Origin of the sequence: Rhizobium aureum, from assembly GCF_030182495.1 — a bacterium.
Classification (GTDB): Bacteria; Pseudomonadota; Alphaproteobacteria; order Rhizobiales; family Rhizobiaceae; genus Rhizobium; species Rhizobium tropici_C.
In genome coordinates this window covers 152,181-178,173 of sequence record NZ_JAQJCI010000003.1, presented here as the reverse complement: position 1 = coordinate 178,173, position 25,993 = coordinate 152,181, and the positions used below count along the sequence as shown (strand labels likewise).

The 25,993-nt window shown below is 60.7% G+C and carries 22 protein-coding genes; 17 read left to right on the top strand and 5 right to left on the bottom strand.

Annotated elements, in window-relative coordinates; all coding sequences use genetic code 11:
- The first annotated feature begins 302 nt into the window (after positions 1-302).
- The 4 genes from PH552_RS09605 to PH552_RS09590 all read left to right on the top strand — a co-directional run bounded on the left by PH552_RS09605 (position 303) and on the right by PH552_RS09590 (position 4,923).
- A complete protein-coding gene (locus PH552_RS09605; protein WP_113249678.1) occupies positions 303-1,661 on the top strand; it encodes an Nramp family divalent metal transporter in 1,359 nt (452 codons plus the stop codon).
- Between the two features lie 132 nt (positions 1,662-1,793).
- Entirely contained in the window at positions 1,794-3,641 is a 1,848-nt protein-coding gene (locus PH552_RS09600) for a M23 family metallopeptidase (RefSeq protein WP_113249679.1), read from the top strand.
- A 179-nt stretch (positions 3,642-3,820) separates the two neighbouring features.
- Entirely contained in the window at positions 3,821-4,453 is a 633-nt protein-coding gene (locus PH552_RS09595) for a TetR/AcrR family transcriptional regulator (protein WP_112341511.1), read from the top strand.
- A gap of 92 nt (positions 4,454-4,545) precedes the next feature.
- On the top strand, positions 4,546-4,923 hold the full coding sequence (locus PH552_RS09590; RefSeq protein ID WP_145645110.1) for a DUF427 domain-containing protein: 378 nt from the start codon (positions 4,546-4,548) through the stop codon (positions 4,921-4,923).
- On the opposite strand, the gene PH552_RS09585 is transcribed toward PH552_RS09590, so the two are convergent.
- From PH552_RS09585 to PH552_RS09570, 4 genes are all read right to left on the bottom strand, one after another.
- Positions 4,920-5,990, bottom strand: coding sequence for an ABC transporter ATP-binding protein (locus tag PH552_RS09585; RefSeq protein ID WP_113249681.1), 1,071 nt, complete (start codon positions 5,988-5,990; stop codon positions 4,920-4,922). The two genes, PH552_RS09590 and PH552_RS09585, sit on opposite strands and share 4 nt — an antisense overlap.
- A 20-nt stretch (positions 5,991-6,010) precedes the next feature.
- Positions 6,011-6,859, bottom strand: a complete 849-nt coding sequence (locus PH552_RS09580) for a carbohydrate ABC transporter permease (RefSeq protein ID WP_015341575.1) — start codon at positions 6,857-6,859, stop codon at positions 6,011-6,013.
- Complete coding sequence (locus tag PH552_RS09575; RefSeq protein WP_112341516.1) at positions 6,852-7,790, bottom strand: carbohydrate ABC transporter permease; 939 nt, start codon at positions 7,788-7,790, stop codon at positions 6,852-6,854. The genes PH552_RS09580 and PH552_RS09575 overlap by 8 nt, the downstream gene beginning before the upstream one ends.
- Before the next feature lie 72 nt (positions 7,791-7,862).
- A complete protein-coding gene (locus tag PH552_RS09570) occupies positions 7,863-9,164 on the bottom strand; it encodes an ABC transporter substrate-binding protein (RefSeq protein ID WP_113249684.1) in 1,302 nt (433 codons plus the stop codon).
- Positions 9,165-9,384: 220 nt separating this feature from the next.
- On the opposite strand from PH552_RS09570, the gene PH552_RS09565 reads away from it, so the two are divergent.
- From PH552_RS09565 to PH552_RS09520, 10 genes are all read left to right on the top strand, one after another.
- A complete protein-coding gene (locus tag PH552_RS09565; protein ID WP_113249685.1) occupies positions 9,385-10,587 on the top strand; it encodes an ROK family transcriptional regulator in 1,203 nt (400 codons plus the stop codon).
- Positions 10,588-10,626: 39 nt separating this feature from the next.
- Complete coding sequence (locus PH552_RS09560; RefSeq protein WP_112341520.1) at positions 10,627-11,727, top strand: Gfo/Idh/MocA family protein; 1,101 nt, start codon at positions 10,627-10,629, stop codon at positions 11,725-11,727.
- A gap of 24 nt (positions 11,728-11,751) precedes the next feature.
- Complete coding sequence (locus PH552_RS09555; RefSeq protein ID WP_112341522.1) at positions 11,752-12,393, top strand: ThuA domain-containing protein; 642 nt, start codon at positions 11,752-11,754, stop codon at positions 12,391-12,393.
- A gap of 768 nt (positions 12,394-13,161) precedes the next feature.
- Positions 13,162-14,244: an ABC transporter ATP-binding protein gene (locus PH552_RS09550; RefSeq protein WP_113249687.1), complete on the top strand. Its 1,083-nt coding sequence runs from the start codon at positions 13,162-13,164 to the stop codon at positions 14,242-14,244.
- A gap of 9 nt (positions 14,245-14,253) precedes the next feature.
- Positions 14,254-15,324, top strand: a complete 1,071-nt coding sequence (locus PH552_RS09545; RefSeq protein WP_113249688.1) for an ABC transporter ATP-binding protein — start codon at positions 14,254-14,256, stop codon at positions 15,322-15,324.
- Between the two features lie 2 nt (positions 15,325-15,326).
- Positions 15,327-16,199, top strand: a complete 873-nt coding sequence (locus PH552_RS09540; protein ID WP_112341526.1) for a carbohydrate ABC transporter permease — start codon at positions 15,327-15,329, stop codon at positions 16,197-16,199.
- Positions 16,200-16,246: 47 nt separating this feature from the next.
- Entirely contained in the window at positions 16,247-17,119 is an 873-nt protein-coding gene (locus PH552_RS09535) for a carbohydrate ABC transporter permease (RefSeq protein ID WP_245430301.1), read from the top strand.
- A 12-nt stretch (positions 17,120-17,131) separates the two neighbouring features.
- Positions 17,132-17,419, top strand: coding sequence for a DUF2160 domain-containing protein (locus PH552_RS09530; RefSeq protein WP_112341527.1), 288 nt, complete (start codon positions 17,132-17,134; stop codon positions 17,417-17,419).
- A gap of 69 nt (positions 17,420-17,488) precedes the next feature.
- On the top strand, positions 17,489-19,219 hold the full coding sequence (locus PH552_RS09525; protein ID WP_113249689.1) for an ABC transporter substrate-binding protein: 1,731 nt from the start codon (positions 17,489-17,491) through the stop codon (positions 19,217-19,219).
- A gap of 205 nt (positions 19,220-19,424) precedes the next feature.
- Complete coding sequence (locus PH552_RS09520) at positions 19,425-20,285, top strand: 5'-nucleotidase, lipoprotein e(P4) family (RefSeq protein WP_112341530.1); 861 nt, start codon at positions 19,425-19,427, stop codon at positions 20,283-20,285.
- A 249-nt stretch (positions 20,286-20,534) separates the two neighbouring features.
- Here the strand turns inward: PH552_RS09520 and PH552_RS09515 are convergent, their stop codons facing one another.
- Positions 20,535-21,830, bottom strand: a complete 1,296-nt coding sequence (locus tag PH552_RS09515; RefSeq protein ID WP_113249690.1) for an ABC transporter substrate-binding protein — start codon at positions 21,828-21,830, stop codon at positions 20,535-20,537.
- A gap of 150 nt (positions 21,831-21,980) precedes the next feature.
- Between PH552_RS09515 and PH552_RS09510 the strand changes: the two genes are divergently transcribed.
- Genes PH552_RS09510 through PH552_RS09500 form a run of 3 tightly spaced genes read left to right on the top strand, consistent with a single transcriptional unit; the run spans position 21,981 to position 25,923 of the window.
- Positions 21,981-23,003, top strand: coding sequence for a LacI family DNA-binding transcriptional regulator (locus PH552_RS09510; RefSeq protein ID WP_113249691.1), 1,023 nt, complete (start codon positions 21,981-21,983; stop codon positions 23,001-23,003).
- A gap of 41 nt (positions 23,004-23,044) precedes the next feature.
- Positions 23,045-24,901, top strand: coding sequence for a DUF2264 domain-containing protein (locus PH552_RS09505; protein ID WP_113249692.1), 1,857 nt, complete (start codon positions 23,045-23,047; stop codon positions 24,899-24,901).
- Positions 24,898-25,923 carry a hydroxyacid dehydrogenase gene (locus PH552_RS09500; protein WP_113249693.1) on the top strand — a complete coding sequence of 342 codons (1,026 nt, stop codon included), beginning with the start codon at positions 24,898-24,900 and terminating at the stop codon, positions 25,921-25,923. The genes PH552_RS09505 and PH552_RS09500 overlap by 4 nt, the downstream gene beginning before the upstream one ends.
- Positions 25,924-25,993: the final 70 nt, after the last annotated feature.

Sequence of the window (25,993 nt, the reverse complement as noted above, 5' to 3'; positions counted from 1 at the left end):
GCCGCAAGGGCGTCACGACCGCAGTCTTTTCGAGGCATTCAGTCCGCAATCGGCGGACGCACAGGCCGACAGGGACATCTTCTGCCTGATCGCAGCGGTCAAATCGCCACGCTCCTTCCCCATCGAGCAAACTACCCGATTGCCGCCTTGCGGGAAACTGATGGCGCCTTCCCGCAAGGCGGTACGCAGCCTGATTTCAGCCCACGAAATGCAAAAACCATGAAATATAGCCTATTGCATAAATTTGTTCCCTAGCATATTTAATTAGTAACTTCAAAATCCGATCCTCCCCGGAGCCCCGCATGACGCAATTTCAGGAAGCCGCCGCGCAAGAACGCGCATGGAAGTTCGCGAGCCGCGACGAGGACGACCGCCCCAGCCTTCCGGAAGTCAATTCGACTGTTAAGGTTCCCCATGCCGGCAGCTGGATCCGGCGCCTGATCGCCTTCCTCGGCCCAGGCTATATGATCTCAGTCGGATACATGGATCCCGGCAACTGGGCGACGGATATCGCCGGTGGAGCGCAGTTCGGCTATACGCTGCTTGCCGTCATCATGCTGTCAAACCTGATGGCGATCCTGCTGCAGGCGCTGTCGGCAAGGCTCGGCATCGCGACCGGCCGCGACCTCGCCCAGGCCTGTCGCGATACCTATCCCCGACCCGTCAATCTGGCGCTCTGGTTCGCCTGCGAGCTCGCGATCATCGCCTGCGACCTTGCCGAAGTCATCGGCACCGCAATCGCGCTGCAACTGCTTTTCGGAATTCCGCTGATCGGCGGCGCGCTGATTACCGCGCTTGACGCTTTCCTGCTGCTGCTTCTGATGAGCAAGGGTTTCCGCTACCTCGAAGCCTTCGTCATCGCGCTGCTCATCGTCATCGCCACTTGTTTCGCCGTCCAGATCGCCGCTGCCGCCCCGCCGGTCGCAGCGATCCTCGGCGGCTTCATCCCATCGCCCCAAATCGTCACCAATCACGAAATGCTCTATATTGCCATGGGCATCATCGGCGCGACGGTCATGCCGCATAATCTCTACTTGCACTCCTCGATCGTCCAGACACGGGCCTACAAGCGCACGGAAGAAGGACGCCGCGACGCCATCAAATGGGCAACCATCGACAGCACTGTCGCACTGATGCTGGCGCTGTTCGTCAACGCCGCGATCCTTATCGTCGCAGCCGCCGCCTTCCACACCAGCGGCCACTCCGATGTCGCCGAAATCGGCCAGGCCTACGAGCTGCTGTCGCCGTTGCTCGGCCTCGGTATCGCCTCGACGCTGTTTGCAGTGGCGCTGCTCGCCTCCGGCCTCAATTCGACGGTTACGGCGACGCTTGCCGGCCAGATCGTGATGGAAGGCTTTCTCCGGCTCAGGATTCCGCACTGGGCAAGGCGACTTTTGACCCGCGGCCTCGCAATTATCCCGGTTGTGTTCGTAACTGCCATCTATGGTGAAAAAGGCACGGCGGATCTGCTGGTGCTGAGCCAGGTCATCCTGTCCATGCAGCTGCCTTTCGCGGTTATCCCGCTGGTCCAGTTCGTGACGAATCGCGAGAAAATGGGCAACTTCACCGTCTCCAGAAACATTGCCGTTCTTTCCTGGGTGATTGCGGCAATCATTCTGTTGCTGAACTTTAAACTCCTCTACGACACCATCTTCGGTTGACGAATCATCTTGAACGCGCGAATCTCGTCCTGTGGACGATCACGGCAGTTAACCGACTCGTAATATTTGCCTATATTTCGCCATGATTTGCCCTAGTTTGGGCCCACCGCAATCTGCAGGGTTCCTCACTTCATGGCCGAAAGTCCATTGCGCGTTCAATTTCCTGCAGAGGCTGCCATCCAGGCACGGACGCATCATGATTTTCACATTCCGTTTCTGCCGCGCTCAGCGCATCTGCGTCATCTGATCGCCATCGGCCTGGCGGGCACTGCATCCTTCGGCCTTCTGGCAACTGTGCTCTATCCGCTGCTGGCGCACCATACGATCGAACAGGCCGTGCCTGTGCGCACGGCCGAGCTGGCGCGACCGCAGCCTGCAATGCACAAGAGCAACCGGCTGGCGGCAAAGCAGCGTTTCGACGGCGCTCGCTTCGCTCAGGTCGCGGAAAAGCTCTCCAGCGGGGAAACCCGCATCTTCACCTATCACCGCACGACACTGGTCTTCAAATCCGACCAGTCCGGAACTGCGCGCACCAATGCCGAAGCCATCAATGTCGCCTATGGCGACGAGCGCGCCGACAACATGCTGTTCTCGCCACCGTCGCTTTCGGATATCCGCAACGGCATCTATCCGCAAACTGCCCATTATGATGCCGTCAGACGTTCCCGCTTCCCCACTCGCGGCGTACCGCTGAACGTCAGCGTGTCGAGGGCGACGACCGGCGAGCAAGGCCGGGAATTCCACCGGCTGGTCTCCATGCCGAAGGACAAGCAGGAACTGCAGGATATCCTGGCGTCCGCGGGCCTCGGCAGCGACGCCGGCGACGAGCTGCAACGCGCCCTGGAGACCGATACGGTTTCGCCCGGCGACAGCCTGGAACTGCTGCTTGAGAAGACGGGTCCGAACGCCCGCCCGAAACTGATCATGGCCCGCCTCAGCGGCGACAAGACGCCGGAGCGGGTCGTTGCCCGCGACGATGCCAACGGCTTCGTGCCGATGGCCAACGACAGGCTGTTTTCGACGCTCTATAGCGAAAGCCAGGCCGATGCGCCGTCCTCTTCGGAAGTTGCCGCGGTCGATCTCAGGAACGTCGACGGCAATGACGAGGCTGCGGTCAGCGCCAAGCTGGAGAAATCCGGCCTGAGCAAGGAATATGCCCTGCAGCTCATCAAGCTCGCCAAGGCCAAAGGCGTGTCGCTGACCAGCCTCGAGGATGCTCCCGACAGCGTCGACCTTCTCTTCCGAAAGTCCGATGACGGCCGCAACGAGCTGATGTTCATCGAATTCCATGCCGATGGCGACACGCATCGCTTCTATCTGCATAAGGACGGCAGCGACGGTTCCTCGGAATTCTATGATGAAAGCGGCCATTCGATCGCCAAGTCGCTGGTACATCGCCCCGTGCCGAACGGCACGCTCGGTGACGGTTTTGCCTGGCGTGTCCATCCCATTCTCGGCGTGAAGAAATTCCACAACGGCGTCGATTTCCGCGCACCGATGGGTAGCCCTATCCAGGCGGCCGGCGACGGAGTCGTCGAAAAGATTTCCTGGGAAACCGGCTACGGCAAATATGTCCGCATTCGTCATGACGGCGGTTACGAGACCACCTATGCCCATATCTCCGCAACGCCGCAGTCCCTGCGCGTCGGCCAGCGTGTCACGCAGGGGCAGGTCATCGCCTATGTCGGATCGACCGGCTATTCCACCGGCCCGCATCTCTATTATGAACTGCGCGTAAACGGCCGCTATGAAAACCCATTGACTGCGCAATTGCCGGCTGGCACGAATCTGACCGGCAAGTCGCTCGACAGCCTGCGCTCGCAGGTCAGCCACGTCGAGAACATCATGAGCTATCTCGACGTTCCGCCAGCCCGCGGCAATCAGCCCGGGCCTTTCGCCAGCTTCAATCAGGGACCGAATTCGATCCCGAGCCTCGGACCAAGCTTCGGGCCGAACCATTTCGGCGCGCCGTCGCCGTAAACCGGTCAAAAGCCGGTACCTGCGCGGTCATTTTGCAATCCGCCCGGGCTGCTGGTCATGGCGCCTCCGTGCCGAATGCGATAACAATCCCCCGATACATCGCCAATGGAGACGATATCGCCGCGCTATGTGAATAGGCGCGCCGAAATCGTCCCACGGCAATCCGCGAGGAGCAGACATTGGCGCGCAAGCCGTTGCCGGGACCGAAGGACACGCTGCCAAGCGAAAGCAGGCGCCTGCGCGCCGATGCGCAGCGCAACCGCGACACGCTGATCGAAGTCGCGGCGCAGGCCTTCGCCAGCCACGGCACCGCCGCCTCGCTCGAGGATATAGCGCGGCGGGCGAATGTCGGGATCGGAACGCTCTATCGCCATTTTCCCAGCCGGGAGCATCTCGTGGAAGTGGTTTATCGTCATGAAGTCGAGGCACTATGTGCTGCGGCCGAGACACTCTCCGGCGAACTCGCCCCCGATCAGGCCTTGGAGGAATGGATGCACCGCTTTGTCGGATATCTCGCCACCAAGCGTGGCATGGCCGACAGCCTGCGCATTCTCGTCAACAGCAACTCCAAGCTCTTCGCCGACAGCTACGGCAAGGTGCCCGTCGCGCTTGCCGGCCTGATCGAAAGAGCGGTCGCGGCCGGCTCGATCCGCGCCGATGTCGATAGCACGGACGTGCTGCATGCCCTGTCGGGCGCCTATTCCATGCCCAATTCGCCGGAATGGCACGATCGTGCCCGGCGTCTCGTGCGCCTGCTGATGGATGGGTTGCGCTGGGGTGCCCGGAAAACACCGGGGCCGCAAGGGACCTGATAATCGGCAGGATACTTCCTATATCCCTTTGAACTGAAATCGTCAGGCGAGTTTGGTTCTGCTGACATTCACCAGAGCTGAGGAGAGCAAGAATGTCCGAAAGAGCAGTCAAGATCCCCGGTCCCGATCATCCGATCACGATCGAGGAAAAGCAGGCCCATGTCACCGTCTCCGTCGCCGGCAAGGTAATTGCCGACACGCGTGAGGCGTTATCGCTCAAGGAAGCATCCTATCCGGCCGTGCTCTACATCCCCCGTAAGGATGTCGACATGTCTTTGCTGCAAAAGACCAATCACGAGACCTACTGCCCCTACAAGGGAGAATGCTCCTACTACAGCATCCCGGCGGGTGGCGAGCGTTCGGTGAACGCAATCTGGACTTACGAAAATCCCTATGCGTCCGTCAGCCGGATCAAAGATTACATGGCCTTCTATCCCGATCGCGTCGATTCGATCGACGTGAAGGCTTAAAGAGCAAGGCCGCTCGACGCGTCGAAGACGTAAACCTGCTCCGGGCTCACCGAGACATTCAGCGGCTGCCCATAGCGCACCGGCGCCTCGCCATCGACAACGGCCGTCACCTGCTCGCCTGCCAGGTCGAAGAGCACATGCGTCTGCGCGCCTGTCGGCTCCACAAGCAGCGTCTGGCCAGTCAGTGGCGAACCGCCGCTGACAAGGCTGAGATGCTCAGGTCTCAAACCAACCTTAACGCTCTGGCCCACCTTCACCTTACGCTCCGCGGCGATGCGGATCGGCGTGCTGTCCTTTAGCCGCACGGCAGGGACGCCCTCAATACCTTCGATCACGCCGTCAAGGAAATTCATGGCCGGCGAGCCGATGAAGCCGGCGACGAAGAGATTGGCCGGCTTGCGGTAGAGTTCGATCGGCGTTCCCTGCTGCTCGATCCTACCCTGGTTCAGCACCACGATTCGGTCGGCCAGCGTCATTGCTTCGATCTGATCGTGGGTGACATAGATCGAGGTTGTCTGCACCTTCTGATGCAGCGCCTTGATTTCCGAACGCATCTGCACGCGCAGCTTCGCATCGAGGTTGGAAAGCGGCTCGTCGAACAGGAAGACGGCCGGATTGCGCACGATGGCGCGGCCCATGGCGACGCGCTGGCGCTGGCCGCCGGAAAGCTGCGCCGGCTTGCGGTCGAGCAGCTTGGAGAGATCGAGCATGCGCGCGGCCTCGTTGACCCGCTGCTCGATCACCTGCTTGGTCTCGCCCGAGAGCTTCAGGTTGAAGCCCATATTCTCGGCGACCGTCATATGCGGATAGAGCGCGTAGGACTGGAAAACCATAGCAATGTTGCGCTCGCGCGGCGTCATGGCGTTGACCACCTGGCCACCGATCGAAACGTCGCCATCGGTGATTTCCTCAAGGCCGGCGATCATCCGCAGCAGCGTGGACTTGCCGCAGCCCGAGGGGCCGACGAGCGCGATGAACTCGCCGTCCTCGATCGACAGCGAGATGTCGTGGATGACGGTCAGCGCGCCATAGGCCTTGTGGATGTTGTGCAGTTCGACGGATGCCATGCTTTTTACTCCAGTAAGGCTCAGGATTTCACGGCGCCGGCGGTGAGGCCGGCAATGATGTGCTTCTGCGCCAGGAAGAAGACGATGACGGTGGGCAGGATAGTGAGTGTGATGAAAGCGAGTACCAGCTCCCACTCCGTGCCGAATTCGCCGCTATAAACCATCATGCCGAGCGGCCAGGGATAGATCGAATCCGAGTTCAGCATGATCAGCGGCAGGATGTAACTGTTCCAGCTGCCGACGAAAGAGATGATGCTGACGGTCGCGATGATCGGCCGCGAGAGCGGCAATGAGATGTGCCAGAAGAAGCGGATATAGCCGCAACCGTCGACAAAGGCCGCCTGGAACAATTCTTCCGGAAGGTTTCGAAAATAATTTCGGAAGAGCAAAATGCTCATGCCCAAGCCGAACGCCACCTGCGGCAGCACCACGCCCCAGTAGGTGTTGAGCAGACCGAGATCGCGGATGCGGATGAAGAGCGGCAGGATGGCGGTGGCGGCTGGGAACATCAGGCCGATCAGGAAATAGTTCAGCAGGAAGTTCGAGCCGAAGAATTTCACATGCGCGAAGGCGAAGGCAGCCATGGCCGAGACCGACAGCGTCAGGAACACGGTCAGCACTGCGATGATCAGGGAATTCATCATCTGCCGCCAGTAGCGGTCGCCGAACAGGATGCCGGTATAATTCTCGAAATGCCATTCCGCCGGCAGGCCGAAGGGATTGGTGCGGAGATCGCCGAGCGTCTTGAAGCCGCCAAGCGCGGTCGTCAGCAGCGGGATCAGCACGATCGCGGCAATAATGGTCAGCGACACGTAGAGATAGATCTTCGTGCCGGTGGTCAGTCGAACGGATGAGGCGAGGTCAGTCATTGCGCATAAATATCCGTTTGTAGCCGAAGGCGAGGGTGACGCAGATCACGAACAGCACGACGCCGACGGCGCTGCCGAGGCCGACCTGCATGCGGGTGACACCGAAATTGTAGAGGAAGGTCACCATCGTCTGGGTCGAATTGAACGGGCCGCCTCCGGTGAGCGGCATGATCATGTCGAAAAGCTGCAGCGATCCGACCACGGCGAAGAAGACCGAGAGACGCAGCGTCGAGCCGAGCAGCGGCAGCGTCACATAGCGGAATTTCTGCCAGCCGGTGGCGCCGTCGATTTCGGCCGCCTCAAGCACGCTCTTGTCCAGCGACTGCATGCCGGCGATGAACAGCATCATGTGAAAGCCGAAATATTTCCAGACGATCACGCCGAGCACGGCGTACATCGCGAGATCCTTATCGGCGAGCACATAGGGCGTCGGCGTGCCGAGGAAATGCGCGATTGCTGCAAACAGGCCGTAGTCGCCGTCATAGACGAAGCGCCAGATCAGGCCGGCGGCCACTTCGGCCAGCACATAGGGCAAAAAGAAGATCAGCCGGAAAAGCACGACGCCGCGAATGCGGTGCGCCAGCATCGTCGCGAGCCAAATGGCAAGCGGCACTTGGACCGCGATCGACACCAGGATGATCAGCGCATTGTTCTTCAGCGACGTCAGGAAGGCGCCGTTCTTGAAGAGAACCTGGAAATTGCGCAGCCCCACGAACTCCGTCGGCGGGCCGTAGCCGTTCCAACGATAAAGGCTGTACCAGGCAGCTTCCCCCATCGGCAGGATGACGAAGATGGTGAAAAGCAGCAGCGCCGGCGGCAGGAACAGCAGAATAACGGGGAGGCGGCCACGGGCAGCCGGCGATTTTCGCTTCGTTGCGGGTCTCGCTCTTGCGACGGAAGGTATGACGGTCGTGGCGCTGACATCGGTCATGGGCAGTCTCGACAATTGCAATTCAAAGAAAAGCCGGCGCCGGCACAAGGGAGAGGCCGGCGCCGGAGGGCGCTAGAACTGGTCCTGTTCGAAGGCGTCCTGGACCTGCTGTGCGCCATCCTTCGGCGAAATCTGGCCGGACACGATGCCGACAGCCACATCGTTGACGACGCGGCCGACCGAGGGTCCAAGATCCTGGTCGAAGAAATTCTGGTGCCAGGTCGAATGCGCCAGCTGGTCGGCGGCTTCGTGCATCAGCGGACCTTTGACGCCGTCTTCGGCGCCGACGGCGACCGGGATGATCATGCCGGCCTGCGCCATGGCGCGCTCGTTTTCGGCATTGGTGAGATAGGCGAGGAAATCGAGCGCCTCGGGTGGGGCCTTCTTGGTGACGGCCCAGCCGTTCAGTCCGCCGAGCGTATCTGTGGGAAGGCCGGCACCGCCGGTCACGGCCGGGAAGGCGAAGCGGCCGATATTGTCATCCGCCAGGCCCTTGCCGTTCCCGGAATTGGTACGCTGGTTGGCAACGGTATTTTCGAAGCCGAGGATCATCGCAGCCTTGCCATCGCCGAAGACGCCGAGCGCCTGCGGCCATGTGGTGCCGAGATAACCGGGCTGGAAGGGTTCGAGCTTGCCGAGCTCGGCAAGCTGTTCGCCGGCCTTGATGATCGCCGGATCGTTGAAGCCGTTGCCCTTGCCGTTCTTGGCGTCGTTGAAGACCTGCTGACCGCCGTCGCGCATCACCAGATAGCTCCAGTAGAAATGGATCGGCCATTTCTCCCCGCCGCCACCGGCGATCGGCGCAATACCGGCAGCCTTGATCTTCTTGACCGCGGCCAGATAATCGTCCCATGTCTTGATGGCACTGGCATCGACGCCGGCCTTGGCGAACAAGGCCTTGTTGTAGAAGAAGGAAACCGTGCCGAGCTTATAAGGTACGGCGCTGATTTTGCCGTCGAAGGTCAAGCCCTTGACGGCTGCCTGATTGTAGCTCTTAAGCCAGGCGCCGTCCTTGGCGTTCATCGCCGCAGTCAGGTCCATCAGCGTGCCCGTCGCCTGCTGCTGCTTGAGCACCCCACCGCCCCAGCTGAAGAAGAAATCGGGAGCGTCCTTCGATTGCAGCAGCGTCGGCAGCTTTGCCTTGAAGGCTTCATTGGCCAGGAACTGCATCTCGATCTTCGTGCCGGGATGCTTGGCCTCGTACTGATCCGCGATCTTGCGCCAGACGGCGACATAGTTCGGATCGGTTTCCAGATGCAGCCATTTGACGACGGTGTCGGCGGCAGCCCCCGTCGCACCGGCGAGAATGGCCAGTCCGGTCGTGGCGGCGACAGCTGCGATGCGAAGGGCTTTAGCCCCACGTAAATGGATCATGATTTTCTCCTCCCAAGGGAACAAAGAGCCTCAATATTTTTTCCCTTATGCGGAATAATTCAACGGAGCTTTGCTGAAATGTCAACCGCCGTCGCTAAATTTTCGGCAGATTGCCCGTAAAATGGCTTGACATTGGGCAAAGGCCATAGGTTATTTAATTCGCACCCCGTTAAAAATACCAGGCCGCAGCCGAGCGGGTTCGTCATTCGGCGCCAATTTCATGAAAACAGCAGATCCCGAGCTTATGCGGGCGATAAACCGCTTCAATGTGCTGGATACGATCCGGCGGGCGGGCTCCATCGCACGCATCGAAATCAGTGACCGCACCCAGCTTTCGACGACCACAGTTTCGGCGATCACCGCGTCGCTGCTGGATGACGGGCTGATCCTGGCCCGCACCGAAGGCGACCTGCGTGAGGCTGCAGCCCGCGGCCGGCCCCGCGTCATGCTGGAGCTCAATCCGGATGCCGCGCGCGTCGTCGGTGCGAAAATCGCCGCCAACCGCATGGTCTTCGTCGTGACGGACTTTCGCGGCGAGGTTCTGTCGACGCTGACGCTGGCGCTACGCGTCGACCGACAGCCGATCGGCGTCATTGCAGATTTGATTGAGGATGGCGTGCGTCGCTGCGTCGTCGATGCCAACCTAGCCCTCGATGAGATCGATTCCGTCTGCCTCGGCCTGCCCGGCGTCATCGAGCACCGCACCGGCCATGTCCGCACCAGCCCGATCTTCCGCGAGACGGGCGTCGATTTCGCCAAGGAGATGTCGGAGCGCCTGGGCGTGACCACCATCGTCGAAAGCGATGCGCATGCCATCACGCTGGCGCATCACTGGTTCGGCAAGGCCAGGGATCTGGACGATATGGTACTGGTGTCGCTGGAACAGACGCTGGGGCTTGGCGTGCTGCATGGCGGCCAACTCTTTCGCGGCGCCGGCGGCCTCAGCCATAATCTCGGCGATCTCGTTCTCGGCATGGGACCGCAGGGCATCATTCGTCTGGCAAGCCTTGCCGGCGAAAGCGCCATTCTCGGCGATCAGCCGAGCGGCCGTTTTGCCGAAGCCATCCGCCTCGGACGCGGAATGGCACATGCCAAGACGCTGATAGACGCCGAGGATAACACGTTGATCAGCGCGGCCATCCGCGCTGGCGAGGCCTGCGGCATGGCACTCGCCAATATCGTCACGCTGTTTGCCCCGCCACGCGTCATTCTTGTGGGTTCGAGCCTGGCGCTCGGCCAGCCCTTCCTCGACAGCCTGCGGGGGGCCTATTCGCTGGCCATCCCGCCATCGATCAGGGGCGTGACCGAACTCGTTTTCGACCAGTCCACCGATGAGACCTGGGCGCAGGGCGCCGCCGTCGTGGCACTGCGCGAACTCTACGAATCGCCCTGGGGAACGACGGGGCCGGCACCGGCCCTGTGATTTTGCAGGACAGCAAAGATAATTCATCTGGAGGAATCTATGAACAAGGTCGGCATCGGCATCATCGGCTGCGGAAATATTTCCGGCGCCTATCTCACCGCCATGAAATCCTTTCCCATCCTCGACATCAAAGGTGTCGCCGACCTCAATCGCGAGCTCGCCGAGGCGAAAGCCGCCGAATTCGGCCTGAAGGCGGTCGACATAGCCGCCTTGCTGGCGGACCCGTCGATCGAGATCATCGTCAACCTGACCATTCCGAAGGCGCATGTCGCCGTCGGTCTGCAGGCGCTCGATGCCGGCAAGCACACCTATTCGGAAAAGCCGCTCGGCATCAATTTCGCCGAGGGCAAGACGCTTGCGGATGCTGCTGCCGCCAAGGGGCTGCGGATCGGCGCTGCGCCCGACACCTTCCTCGGCGGCGGCCACCAGACGGCGCGTGCCATCATCGACGAGGGCGCGATCGGCATCCCGGTCGGCGGCACCGCCACCTTCATGTGCCCGGGGCACGAACGCTGGCATCCGAATCCAGCTTTCTATTATGAGGTCGGCGGCGGCCCGATGCTCGATATGGGTCCCTATTACATCACCGATCTCGTTAATCTGCTCGGCCCGGTCTCGCAGGTCGCCGGCTTTGCGGTGACGCCGCGTAAGGAGCGCATCATCACCAGCGAACCCCGTAATGGCGAGCGCATCCCCGTGCATGTACCGACGCATGTTGCCGGTGTCATGGCCTTTGCCAATGGCGCGGTCGTCCAGATCGGCATGAGCTTCGATGTCGCCGGCCACAAGCATGTACCGCTCGAAGTTTACGGCACCGAAGGCACGCTGATCGTGCCTGATCCGAACCGGTTCGGCGGCCCGGTGGAATTCTTGAAGAAGGGCGGCGAATTTGCCGAGCGCGAGATCACCGCGCCCTATGCCGATGGCAATTACCGCTCGCTCGGCGTCGCCGACATGGCGCATGCCATTCGCTCGAACCGTCCGCACCGGGCCAATGGCAGCCTGGCGCTGCATGTGCTCGAGGTTATGGAAGCATTCCAGACGGCTTCCGATACGGGTCGTACGGTCACCATCACGACGCAAACGGAGCGTCCCGCTCCTCTGTCCGAATCCCTGGTGGATGGACAGATCGGCCGCTAACAGCACAATTTCAGGAGGAATACCATGCGTGAAGCACTTATCGTCTGGGGCGGCTGGAGCGGCCACGAACCGCAGGAATGCGCCCATATCATCCGCGACATGCTGCAGGAGGACGGCTTCAAGGTCTATCTCGAAAACAGCACCGAGGCCTTCGCCGACCCCTCGATCCACGATCTCAGCCTGATCGTGCCGATCGTCACCATGTCGAAGATCGAGAAGGAAGAGGTTAAGAACCTCGCCGATGCGATCGAAAGCGGTGTCGGCATAGCCGGCTATCATGGCGGCGCTGGCGATAGTTTCCGCGAAAGCGTCGAATATCAGTTCATCATCGGCGGCCAGTGGGTCGCCCATCCCGGCAATATCATCGACTATACGGTCAATATCACCCGCCCGGACGATCCGATCATGGAGGGGATCACCGATTTCCCCTACACGTCGGAGCAATATTACATGCATGTCGATCCGTCGAACGAGGTGCTGGCGACCACGACTTTCACCGGCGACCATGCCTACTGGATCGACGGCGTCGTCATGCCCGTCGCCTGGAAGCGCAAATACGGCAAGGGCCGCGTCTTCTATTCCTCGCTCGGTCACCAGGCCAAGGAATTCGATGTGCCGCAGATGAAAACCATCTTCCGCCGCGGCGCCAATTGGGCGGCACGCTGAGCCCTACCTCTTTCGAAAAAACCGCTCCTCATATTCATTTGAGGGGCGGCCTTTCGCAATCATCCTTATGAGGCTCGGCCGGCTACAGCCTCATTGCTTCGAGCAAACCGCAGTCGGAGCAGACCGGACAAGCGCCGCGATAATCGTCCGCGAAAATACCGTGCGGCATTTCTTCTTTAAGGCCTTCTTTCCAGCCCATTCCCAGACATTCCAATTTGTCAGTCTCGCATCCAGCGGCTAACTCAGAGCCAGATCGTACGCGCCGCTGACGCCGAGGAGCAGTCATGCGCCTCGACTGGCGCGAACGGCAGGGCCGCGACGAAAGGCTCGTCGGGCTTCATTTCCAATGCCGATCAATCGGTTAACGGTTTTGTTATCTATCCCTAAAATAGACCTCCAACGAGATTTATGATGCGAAACTGAAACGCGACCAGTTTTCGTTTGACATTCCTTTATCTTCATTTATCGTCATTCTTGTTTCGGTTTTCGCGTGAGGGATGCAAATCGAAACAAAGGGAGGAATAATTGTCCGAAAATCAGATCAAAACGGAAAACGGCATGGTTTGCGGCGTCGGCCGCACTGCCACTGACATCGTGCGGTGCAACTCTCGCCGGCGCGATATTTCCGCAGACAGCTCGGCACAATCCACCTCCCGACAACCATAATCTCAGCAACAGACACCGCCCGGCGATGGCATTTCCGGACGGATCAGTCTCTTCGCGATCCTCGCGGCAGCATCGATATGCGACGCATGGAAGGAATTTATCGTGCTTGAACTTAGAGGCGTATCGAAGTCGGTCGGCGGCGAGACGCATATCGCAGAAACGAACCTGACGCTGCAGCGCGGCACGTTGAATGTGCTGCTGGGACCGACTCTGTCGGGCAAGACGTCGCTAATGCGGCTGATGGCCGGGCTCGACAAGCCGACCACAGGAACGATCCATGTCGACGGCGCCGACGTCACCGGCCAGCCGGTGCAGCGCCGCAACGTCGCGATGGTCTACCAGCAATTCATCAATTATCCCGCCATGACCGTCTACGACAATATCGCCTCACCGATGCGGCTGAGCGGCAAAAGTGCTGCGAGCATCGACAAGGAAGTGAAGAAGGCAGCCGATCTTCTGCGTCTCGGCCCCTTTCTCGACCGCCTCCCCTTGAGCCTGTCCGGCGGTCAGCAGCAGCGCACGGCGCTCGCCCGCGCCATCGTCAAGAATGCGGGGTTGGTGCTGCTCGACGAGCCGCTCGCCAATCTCGACTACAAGCTGCGCGAGGAACTGCGCGCCGAACTGCCGAAGATCTTTGCCGAATCCGGCGCGATTTTCGTTTATGCCACCACCGAACCTTCCGAAGCCCTGCTCCTCGGCGGCAATACCGCAACCCTGGCGGAAGGCCGCATCACGCAATTCGGGCCGACGATCGATGTCTTCCGTAATCCTCGCGACCTGATTACCGCCACGACCTTTGCCGATCCGCCGCTGAACACCATCGCGCTCGATAAGCGCGGCAGGGAATTCGTGCTCGACAGCGATATTCGCCTGCCCGTACCGAGGGGCTTAGAGGATCGGCCGGATGGCCGCTACACGATCGCTTTCCAGCCGCATCATCTCGCGCTCGCGCCGCAGACGCCAGAGGCTGTCGCCGCCCCGGCACGGGTCATGGTGACCGAGATCACCGGCTCGGAGAGCTTCATCCATATCGATTTTGCCGGTCAGCGCTGGGTGATGCTGACCCAGGGCGTGCAGGATATCGATGTCGACGATGCGATCGATGTCTACATCGATCCGCGCCACATCATGGTCTTCGACACCGAAGGCACCGCCGTCACTCCCGCCCTGCAACAAGCCGCCTGAGGAGAGACAATGGCCCGCATCGACCTTGACCACATCAGGCACGCTTACAACGACCATCCCAAATCCGACGCCGATTACGCGTTGAAGGAGGTCAATCACAGCTGGGAAGACGGCAGCGCCTATGCACTGCTCGGCCCCTCCGGCTGCGGCAAGACCACGCTTCTCAACATCGTTTCCGGTCTGGTGCAGGCCTCCGAGGGCCGCATCCTCTTCGACGGCAAGGACGTGACCCGGCTGTCGACCCAGGAGCGCAACATCGCCCAGGTCTTCCAGTTCCCGGTCGTCTACGACACGATGACCGTCTACGACAATCTCGCCTTCCCGCTGCGCAACCGGCACGTTCCGGAAGGCGAGGTCAAGCGCAAGGTCGATGAGATCATCGAGATGATCGGCCTTTCCGACAGTGCCCATCGCAAGGCCCGCGGCTTGACGGCCGATGCCAAGCAGAAGATTTCGCTCGGCCGCGGTCTCGTGCGCTCGGACGTCAATGCCATCCTGTTCGATGAGCCTCTAACCGTCATCGACCCGCATATGAAGTGGGTACTGCGCTCGCAGCTGAAGCAACTCCACCGCCGCTTCGGCTTCACCATGGTCTATGTCACCCACGACCAGACGGAGGCGCTGACCTTCGCCGACAAGGTGGTTGTCATGTACAATGGCGAAGTGGTGCAGATCGGCACGCCGAACGACCTTTTCGAGCGCCCGCGCCACACTTTCGTCGGTTATTTCATCGGTTCGCCCGGCATGAACGTCATGCCTGTCGAAATCGAAGGCAGCAGCGCGCGCATCGGCAACCGCACGATCGCGCTGCCCGGCGCGCCCAGGGAAAAGCGGACCGGCCGTTCCGAACTCGGCATCCGCCCCGAATTCGTCCGCATCGGCCGCGAGGGCATGCCCGCCACCGTCACCAAGGTCGAGGATCTCGGCCGCCGCAAGGTGGTCCGCGCCAAGCTCGACGGCCAGGAGATCGTCGCCGTCATCGGCGAAGACCAGGTGGTGCCGGCCGAGCCGCACATCGCCTTCGATCCGGCCGGCATCAATATCTACGCCGACTCCTGGCGCATCGAGATGGGAGCCTGACGATGGACAAGACCTGGAACAACAAAGCCTGGTTCATGCTCATTCCGGTTCTGCTGCTCGTCGGCTTTTCCGCCGTCATTCCGCTGATGACCGTCGTGAACTATTCGGTACAGGACACGTTCGGCAACAACGTCTTCTTCTGGGCGGGCACGCAGTGGTTCGAAGAGATTCTCCATTCCGGGCGTTTCTGGGATTCGATGATCCGCAACCTGATCTTCTCCTTCGTCATCCTGGCGATCGAGGTGCCGCTCGGCATCTTCATCGCGCTTAACATGCCGAAGAAAGGCATCGGCGTTCCCGTCTGCCTGGTGCTGATGGCCTTGCCGCTGCTGATCCCGTGGAACGTCGTCGGCACGATCTGGCAGGTCTTCGGCCGCAGCGATATTGGCTTGATGGGCTATGTGCTGGTCAATCTCGGCATCGACTACAACTATGTCTCCGATCCGGCGGACGCCTGGGCGACGATCATCATCATGGACGTCTGGCATTGGACGAGCCTCGTCGTGCTGCTCTGCTATGCCGGCCTCGCCTCCATTCCCGACGCCTTCTACCAGGCCGCCAAGATCGACGGCGCCTCGCGCTGGTCCGTCTTCCGCTATATCCAGCTGCCGAAGATGAACCGCGTCCTGCTGATCGCCGTGCTGCTACGCTTCATGGATAGCTTCATGATCTATACCGAACCCTTCGTCGTGACAGGCGGCGGCCCAGGCAATTCCACGACCTTCCTGTCGATCGATCTCGTGAAGGTGGCGCTCGGCCAGTTCGACCTCGGCCCGGCAGCAGCCATGTCGCTGATCTACTTCCTGATCGTGCTGCTGCTCTCCTGGGTCTTCTACACCGTCATGACCAATTACGATGCAGGAGCGAGCCGATGAGCGGCAAACCTCTATCCACCACGGCCGATGCCGCCGCGATGCACAAGATGGCCGCTTCCGATGCCGCCGCAAATGCCGTTACGGCGACGGGCGCGCGGGTCAGCCGCCGCCAAGTCGAGAAAGGGCGCTGGTCCTGGCTGGTGCCGACGCTCTATATCGTCTTCCTGCTGCTGCCGATCTATTGGCTCGTCAATATGAGCTTCAAGACCAATGAGGAAATTGTCAGCGGCCTGACGCTCTATCCGCATCAGCCGACGCTGCGCAACTACGCGATCATTTTCACCGATCCGTCCTGGTACAGGGGCTACATCAACTCGATCACCTACGTCGTCATGAACATGGTGATCTCGGTTGCCTGTGCGCTTCCCGCCGCCTACGCTTTCTCTCGCTACCGCTTCCTCGGCGACAAGCATGTCTTCTTCTGGCTGCTGACCAACCGCATGGCGCCGCCGGCGGTCTTCGCGCTCCCCTTCTTCCAGCTCTATTCGGCCTTCGGCCTGATCGACACCCATATCGCCGTGGCGCTGGCGCACTGCCTGTTCAACGTGCCGCTGGCGGTCTGGATTCTCGAAGGCTTCATGTCCGGCGTGCCGAAGGAGATCGATGAAACCGCTTATATCGATGGCTATTCATTCCCGCGCTTCTTCATCAAGATCTTCATTCCGCTGATCGCAAGCGGTATCGGCGTCGCCGCCTTCTTCTGCTTCATGTTCTCCTGGGTGGAACTGCTGATCGCCCGCACCTTGACCACGACTGATGCCAAGCCGATCGCCGCCATCATGACACGCACGGTCTCCGCCGCCGGCATGGACTGGGGCCTGCTTGCCGCCGCCGGCGTGCTGACCTTGGTTCCCGGTGCGCTCGTCATCTATTTCGTCCGCAACTACATCGCCAAGGGCTTCGCGCTCGGCCGCGTCTGAAGGAAAACCGCCATGAATACAGACTTTTCCTGGATGGCCTGGACGCTGCCGACGGTGCTGTTCTTTGCGACGATCCTGCTCTTGCTGATCGGCATGGCGGTCTGGGAATATTTTTCGCCGGGCGGCAATCCGCGTCTCGGCATCCTGCGCTTCGAAACGACACGCGGCGATCGGCTGTTCATCTCGCTGCTCGGCGCCGCCTTCATCCATCTCGCTTGGCTGGGCCTGGGAGGCCCCAGCCTCTGGTGGGCTCTTGCTCTTTCCGTGGTCTACGCCGTCGGCGTCTTCCGTCTGGTCTGAAGCAAACCGATAAGGCGGCCGGCGGTCCGGCCGTCCCGAAATGCACTCGCAACCTGTAGGGAGGAATATATGCGAAGACATCTCTTGACGACGACGGCTGTCGCCCTGCTGGCCCTGGCCGGCACGGCCAACGCCGGCATGAACGAAGCCAAAGCGTTCCTGGACAAGGAGATCGGCGATCTTTCGACACTCTCGCGCGCCGACCAGGAAAAGGAAATGCAATGGTTCGTCGATGCAGCCAAGCCTTTCCAGGGCATGGAAATCAAGGTCGTTTCGGAAACGCTGACGACCCACCAGTATGAATCGCAGGTTCTGGCACCCGCCTTTACCGCCATCACTGGCATCAAGGTCACCCACGACGTCATCCAGGAAGGCGACGTTGTCGAAAAGATCCAGACACAGATGCAGACCGGCCAGAACCTCTATGACGGCTGGGTCAACGATTCCGACCTGATCGGCACTCATTGGCGCTACAAGCAGGTGCGCAATCTGACAGATTGGATGGCGGACGAGGGCAAGGACGTCACCAATCCCAATCTCGATGTCGCCGATTTCATCGGCACCAGCTTCACCACCGCTCCGGACAAGAAGCTTTATCAGCTTCCCGACCAGCAGTTCGCCAACCTCTACTGGTTCCGCTACGACTGGTTCAACGACCCGAAGAACAAGGCCGACTTCAAGGCCAAATACGGTTACGAGCTCGGCGTACCGGTCAACTGGTCGGCCTATGAGGATATCGCCCAGTTCTTCACCGGCCGCGATGTCGATGGCAAGAAGGTCTTCGGCCATATGGACTACGGCAAGAAGGACCCGTCACTCGGCTGGCGCTTCACCGACGCCTGGCTTTCCATGGCCGGCAACGGCGACAAGGGCCTGCCGAACGGTCTGCCGGTTGACGAATGGGGCATCAAGGTCGATGCCAATTCGCGTCCTGTCGGCTCCTGCGTCGCGCGTGGCGGCGACACCAACGGACCGGCCGCCGTCTATTCGATCCAGAAATATCTCGATTGGCTGAAGGCCTATGCTCCGGCGGAAGCGCAGGGCATGACCTTCTCGGAATCCGGTCCGGTTCCGTCACAGGGCAATATCGCCCAGCAGATCTTCTGGTACACGGCCTTCACCGCCGATATGGTCAAGCCTGGCCTGCCGGTCATGAATTCGGATGGCACGCCGAAGTGGCGCATGGCGCCGTCTCCGCACGGCGTCTACTGGAAGGACGGCATGAAGCTCGGCTATCAGGACGTCGGTTCCTGGACGCTGATGAAGTCGACCCCGGTCGACCGCGCCAAGGCCGCATGGCTCTATGCGCAGTTCGTAACCTCGAAGACGGTGGATGTGAAGAAAAGCCATGTCGGCCTCACCTTCATCCGCGAATCCACCATCCGCGACAAGAGCTTCACCAAGCGTGCGCCGGAACTCGGCGGCCTGATCGAGTTCTATCGCTCGCCAGCCCGCGTGCAATGGTCGCCGACCGGCACGAACGTTCCTGACTATCCGAAGCTCGCGCAGCTCTGGTGGCAGGCGATCGGCGATGCCGCATCGGGTGCCAAGGATGCGCAAGGAGCCATGGATGCGCTCTGCGCCGATCAGGAAAAGGTGATGCAGCGCATCGAACGCGCGGGCGTTCAGGGCGATATCGGTCCGAAACTCGCTGAAGAGCACGATCTTGCCTACTGGAACGCCGATGCCGTGAAGAACGGTCATCTCGCTCCGCAGCTGAAGGTCGCCAACGAGAAGGAAAAGCCGATCACCGTCAACTACGACGAGCTGGTCAAGAGCTGGGCCGACGCGAAGAAATAAATCGGGTTCATGATGCTATAGTGGATGCCGGGGCTCGAAAGAGCTCCGGCATTTTTCGTTTGGTCTTGCAAAAATAACGCTGCGATGACTGTCACAGGCTTGACACATTTCCCGCGAGCACGAACTATCCCTATCCGGATCATGATGTCGACATACATCAGAACCCATTGATATATTTCATGGATTTCTGCACAAGGAGAACAGCGTGAGAAACGGATATTTTGGGCGCAGGACGCTCATCACCGCCATTGGCCTTGCGTCCGCCTTGCCGGCTTTGGCCGCCGATCTGCCGGCGCCATCGCCCGACGACAATCTCAATGCCGTTCTTTGGGACCAGACCTCGGTGGAGGCGCAGGCCAACGCGCTGGGTGCCTATGCGCTCGGCCGTATCAGGCTCGATGAAGCGCTGGCCGACAAGAACTGGACCGCAGCTCCGGTCGAGCAAACAGGTAATTTCCAGGACTTTCCGCCGGCCATCATCCTCGATGTCGACGACACCGTGCTCAATACATCGCCCTACCAGGCGCGTAACGTCACGGCGGGTACGAGCTTCAAGCCAGAAACCTGGACGCAATATGTGAATGCCCAGCAGGACAAGCCGATTCCCGGCGCGGTGGAATTCACCCAATATGCCGCTTCAAAAGGCGTGAAGGTCTTCTACGTCACCAACCGCACTGCCGATGAGGAAGGCCCGACCGTCGAGGAAATGAAGCGCTTCGGTTTTCCGATGGGTGACAATGTCGACACTTTCCTGAGCGCCAAGGAACAGCCGGACTGGGGTTCTGCCAAGGGCACGCGCCGCGCCTTCATCGCCAAGAACTACCGCATTCTCCTGATGTTCGGCGATAATTTCGGCGACTTCACCGACGACTACAAGGGTACGGTCGAAGAGCGTCAGAAAGCCTTCGAGGCCAACAAGGCGCATTTCGGCCACGACTGGATCGCCATCGCAAACCCGACCTATGGCTCGTTCGAAAGCGCACCCTACAAGGGTGACTACAAGCTCGCGCCGGAAGAACAGCGCCGGATGAAGCAGGATGCACTGAAGCCCTGGGATGGGAAGTAACGGCAGACTTTGAGGAGAGTGCGACACCCCCTCTGTCACTTCGTGACATCTCCCCCATAAGGGGGAGATTATTAGGAGTTTGCCGCTTGTCACTCGTAAAACAATAAACAGCAATTTGAGCGAATTCGATGTTTCCTTGAGGTACGGCATGCCCGCGAGTTACCGATCTCCCCCTTGTGGGGAGATGTCACGAAGTGACAGAGGGGGTGACGGCGGCGCGGCATATAACAAAGCCCGGATAAACTCCGCTCAACCCTTCCGCTTCAGCTTCGTCGCACCTTCCTCCACCAGCCGCTTCGCTGCCTCGGCAACCGTGATCTTTCCGAAGGCGAGCTGGTCGGCGACGGGGCGGGCGACGTTTACGTCGAATTCCTGCGAACCGAGCGGTGCCGGCACGGGATAGGTGCCGACCTGATCTTTCAACAGCTCGATATAGTGCACCGTCTGCTGCTCCACCGGATTGAGCGTCGGCAGGATGGCGGCGCGTACGGTGGGCGACATCGGCACGCCGCGTTCGACGCCGAGGATCTTGCCGGCCTCTACATCGTTAACGAAGAAATTGATGAATTTCGCCGCCGCTTCGCCGTTCTTGCTGGTGGCGCCGACGCTCCAGATCAGCGCCGGGCGATAGTAGTGGCCAGATGGACCATCCTTCTTCTCGCGCGGCAGCATGGTGACGGCAAGCTTACTTTTGACGACAAGCTGGTAGCCAACGAGCTGGTTGGAATAGGCCATGCCGATGGCCGATTTGCCGAGCGCCAGGCAGTTGCTCTCGATGACGTTCTGGTCGAGCGTCTGGACATCGGCAGAGACCGTGCCGCCGCGTTTGCGCAGGTCTTCCCAGTAGCTGTACCATTCCTTGGCATCATCGACGCCGAAGCCGAGCCCGCCGTCCTCCGTAAAGAGGCTTTTGCCGCGCTGGCGCAGCCAGACATCGAGCACGTAATTGTAACGTGCGCCATAAGGGCCGCCCCAATAGCCGCGCTTACCGGCAGCCTTGGTCATTTCCACCGCGAGATCGGCATATTCGGCCCATGTGGTTGTCGGACCCGGCGGCGTCAGGCCGGTCTTCTTGAACATCTCCTCGTCATAGAACATTGCGAAGGAATTCAGCCCGAGACCGACGCCGTAAAGCTTGTCGTCGATCGTGGTCAGCTTCAGCACGTCCTTGCCGAAACTGTCGACATTCAGCGTCGAAGGTACGAAGTGGTCGAGCGGCATGCAGGCGCCGCGCTTGGAATAGTCGGAGATCGTGCTTGGCTCGAGCTGGAAGACATCGGCGATGTTCTGGCTGGCCATGCCAGTGGCAAGCTTCGCCCAATAGCCGTCGCCGCTGATGCTCTCGCCGATGACGGACAGATCGGGGTTCTTGCTATGGAACAGCTCGGCAACGGCGACCGTGCGCTTGCCGCGATCGGGCGAACCCCACCACATGGCTCGGAGCTGCGTCGTATCGGCAAAGGCGGGCATTGCGCTTCCCCCGACGGCAAGGCCAGCTGCGGTTCCGGCAGCTCCGATCATGAAAGAACGACGATTCATGCGCATGAGATTCCTCCTTCTCTTGCGTATCATCCGCAGCGATCTCCCCGACGCCTTCAGCGGACAAGTCGGTGCGACGATATGCAACTTCATTGCACTGTGCAATAAAAAATCTTTCTGTTGCAAATTTGCATAATTTTGCATAGCGTTTGCGGCATGAACGATATACGCTCCAAACGCATCAGGCAGGCCGACATCGCCACTGCCGCCGGCGTCTCCGTCTCGACGGTATCGCGGGTCCTCACCAATGAACCCGGCATCAGCGAGATGATCCGCCAGCACATCTTCAAGGTGGCGAGCGATCTCGGCTATCCGCTGAAGACAGCAGCCGAGACGGCGGCCGGCGGCCTGGCATTGATCGCCAGCGACAGCGTCACCGGCGGCCTGAGCGTCTTCTATGAAGGCATACTGGAGGGCCTTCGCGCAGGCGCTGCCGAGCGCGGCATGCGCTTCGACATCCGCCTCATCCGCGAGGCAAGGACGGAACCGGAACTGGTGAGGGAATATCTGCAGGCCGCCGGCGCCGAAGGCCTCTTCCTCGTCGGCATCGACCCCTCGGAAGAGCTCTGCCGGTGGCTCGACGCCAGCGGCACCCCGACTGTGCTTGTCAACGGCACAGACCCGAAGCTGCGCTTCGACGGTGTTTCACCCTCGAATTTCTTTGGCGCCTATAACGCAACCCGACGCCTGCTCGATGCCGGTCACCGTCGCATCCTGCATTTGACCGGCTCACATCGCCAGACGATCCGCGAGCGCATCCGCGGCTTTGAGGCGGCGATCGCTTCGGTGGAAGGCGCTGAAGGCCGCATCGTGCCGATGAATTTTCGCGGTAGCTCCAGCCAGGAAGCTCATGACAAAACCGCCGAGATCCTTGCAGCAGGCGAAGGCTATACCGCCGCCTTCTGCATGAACGATTTCATCGCCGTCGGCGTGCTCGACGCCGTCGTTGAAGCCGGCCTTCGGGTGCCGGAGGATTTTGCCATCGTCGGCTTCGATGATCTTCCCTGTGCCCTGATGACCAATCCCCGGCTGGCAACCATGCGCGTCGACCGCGCAGCCCTTGGCCGGGAAGCCATCGGCCTGATGATCGCACGCTTCCGCGACCGCGATGCGCCGGCCCGCCACATCTGCCACGGCGTTCCGCCGATCGCCGGCGGCACGCTGCCACCCGAAACCTGAAGCGCAATCCCGCCGCGGAAACGATCGAGAAGGCCGAACCGATGATCTATGACCCCGTCAGCGCCAATCCGCTTGCCGGCAATCCGCTGAAGACCCTTACGGACATGCGCCGCGCGCTGACTGACCTGTTCGATCCGCTGCTGCCTTATTTTTCCGAAGGCAATGCACGCGTTCGCATCGATGGTGCAGGCGCCCATTTCGACCGCGCAGCCGCCGATCTCGAAGGTTTCGCCCGCCCCCTCTGGGGCTTGGCTCCGCTCGGCGCCGGCGGTGGCGACTTCAGTCACTGGGATCGCTACGCAGAGGGCCTCGCCAATGGCGTCGACCCGAAGCATCCGGAATATTGGGGCACGGTCAACGGCCGCGATCAGCGCATGGTCGAGCTGGCCGCCCTCAGCTTTGCGCTGGCGCTCGTGCCCGAAAAGATCTGGGAGCCGCTCGATCGGCGCGCCCGCGACAATCTGATTGCCTACCTCAAGCACGCCCGCACCTTCGACTACGCCGACAACAATTGGAAATTCTTCCGCATCTTCGTGGATGTGGCACTCGACCGGCTCGGCGCCACCTTCGACCGCAGCCTGACGGAAACCTATCTGAACGAGCTGGACGGCTTCTACATCGGCGATGGTTGGTATCGCGACGGCAATGTCCGCCGCATCGATCACTATATTCCCTTCGCTATGCACTTTTACGGGCTGATCTATTCCAAGCTCGTCAATGACGACCGCGCCAAGCACTATCGTGAGCGTGCCGTCCTCTTCGCCAAGGATTTCCGTCACTGGTTCGCGCCCGATGGCGCCACGATCCCTTTCGGCCGCAGCCTCACCTATCGCTTCGCCTGCGCCGGCTTCTGGTCGGCATTGGCCTTTGCCGATGTAGAAGCGCTGCCTTGGGGCGAGATCAAGGGCCTGTGCCTCCGACACCTGCGCTGGTGGGCCGACAAGCCGATTGCCCACCGCGACGGCACTCTGCCGATCGGCTTTGCCTATCCCAACCTGCTGATGTCGGAGAACTATAATTCTGCCGGCTCACCCTATTGGGCCTTCAAGGCCTTCCTGCCGCTGGCGCTGCCCGAAACACATCCATTCTGGACTGCAGAAGAAAAGCCACCGGAGAGTGAGCCGGCTATCATCCCGCAAAAACATCCCGGCATGGTCCTGATGCGCAGCAAGGATGACGTCGTTGCACTCTCCTCCGGCCAGGAAAACCAGCAGATGCGCTTCGGCGCGGAGAAATACTCGAAATTCGCCTATTCTGCCCGCTACGGCTTCAGCGTCGAGAGCGACGAGCGTATCTTTGCCGGCGGCGCCTTCGACAGCATGCTCGCCTTCAGTGACGACGGCCTGCACTATCGCGTACGCGAGACCAATGAAGAAGCGAAGCTCGCCGGGTATACGCTTTACGCCAAATGGTCCCCTTATCTGGACGTGACGGTAGAGACATGGTTGGTGCCGGCCTCGCCCTGGCACATCCGCCTGCACAGGATCACCACGCCGCGGCCACTGCAGACGGCCGAAGGTGGCTTTGCCATTGCACGGCGCGACTTCGAGGCCGACACGCTCTTCTCCGCGACCGGCTCCGCCTATACGATCGGCGAAGAGGATTTCAGCGGCATTCTCGACCTCAGCTCGACGATCGCACGCGAAGGCGTTGCGCAAAAAGCGCCGCCGAATACCAATCTTATCGTTTCCAAAACGCTGGTGCCGCAATTGCGGGGCACGATTCAGGCTGGAGAGACCATTCTCGTCTCCGCCGTGCTTGCGGCGAAAGACCCATCCGCCGTCCAGTATGCCTGGAGCAACCCGCCGGCCAAACCCGATATCGATACGCTGCGCACACTCGTCAAGGACAAGGGCATTATGGTCAGCGCCATCGAGGCGCCGGGTCGCCTGCCATGAGGCCATTCCCCTCCAGCCGCCCCGCCATCGCCCTCGCCATGCAGCCATCGCGCACGCAGCATGTGCTGCCGGACGCACTCATCCGGCGCCTCGATGCCGTCGGCCGCGTGCTCGATGCCGCACCGATGCAGCGCTTCGACGATGAACGTGCGGCCAAGCTGCTCTCGGAAACCGAAATCCTAATCACCGGCTGGGGAGCGCCGACAATTGATGTTGCTGCGCTCGCACAGGCGCCGCATCTGAAGCTGGTGGTCCACGCCGCCGGTACGGTGAAGGGCCTGCTGGGGGACAGCCTCTTCGACCGCGGCGTCCTGGTGAGCCATGCCGCCCAAGCCAATGCGCTGCCGGTCGCCGAATTCACGCTGGCCGCCATCATCTTCGCCGGTAAGAAGGTCTTTCAGTTTCGTGATCTCTACGTTGCCGATCGCAACCGCAATCGGACGATACCGATGCACGCCGAGGCCATCGGCAACTACGGCCGCACCATCGGCATCATCGGCGCTTCTCGCATAGGAAGGCGCGTGATCGAGCTGCTTTCGCCCTTCGACTACCGAATCCTGCTCCACGACCCCATGATCGGTGACGCCGAGGCGGCCACACTGGGCGTGGAGAAAACCGAGCTGGACGCACTCATGGTATTAGCCGATATCGTCTCGCTGCATGCGCCTTCGCTGCCGGCGACGCGGCACATGATCGATGCTCGCCGACTCTCGCTAATGAAGAACGGGGCGACGTTCATCAATACGGCACGCGGCGCACTGGTCGATGAAGCGGCCCTGATCGCCGTGCTGAAAACCGGCCATATCGACGCGATCATCGACGTCACCGACCCGGAAATTCCGGAGGCCACCTCGGCGTTTTACGAGCTGCCGAACGTCTTCCTGACACCGCATATTGCCGGTGCCGTCGGGCTGGAGCGAACCCGCCTCGGTGAGATGGCGATCGATGAAGCCATCCGCTTCATCGAAGGCAAGCCGCTGCTCTACGAAATCCGCCGCGAGGATATGGCACTGATGGCATGATGCGGCGCAGCAAATCCATGAAAACACCCTGAAATCGCCCCATTTCGGTACAGGCAAACAACCCGTTTTT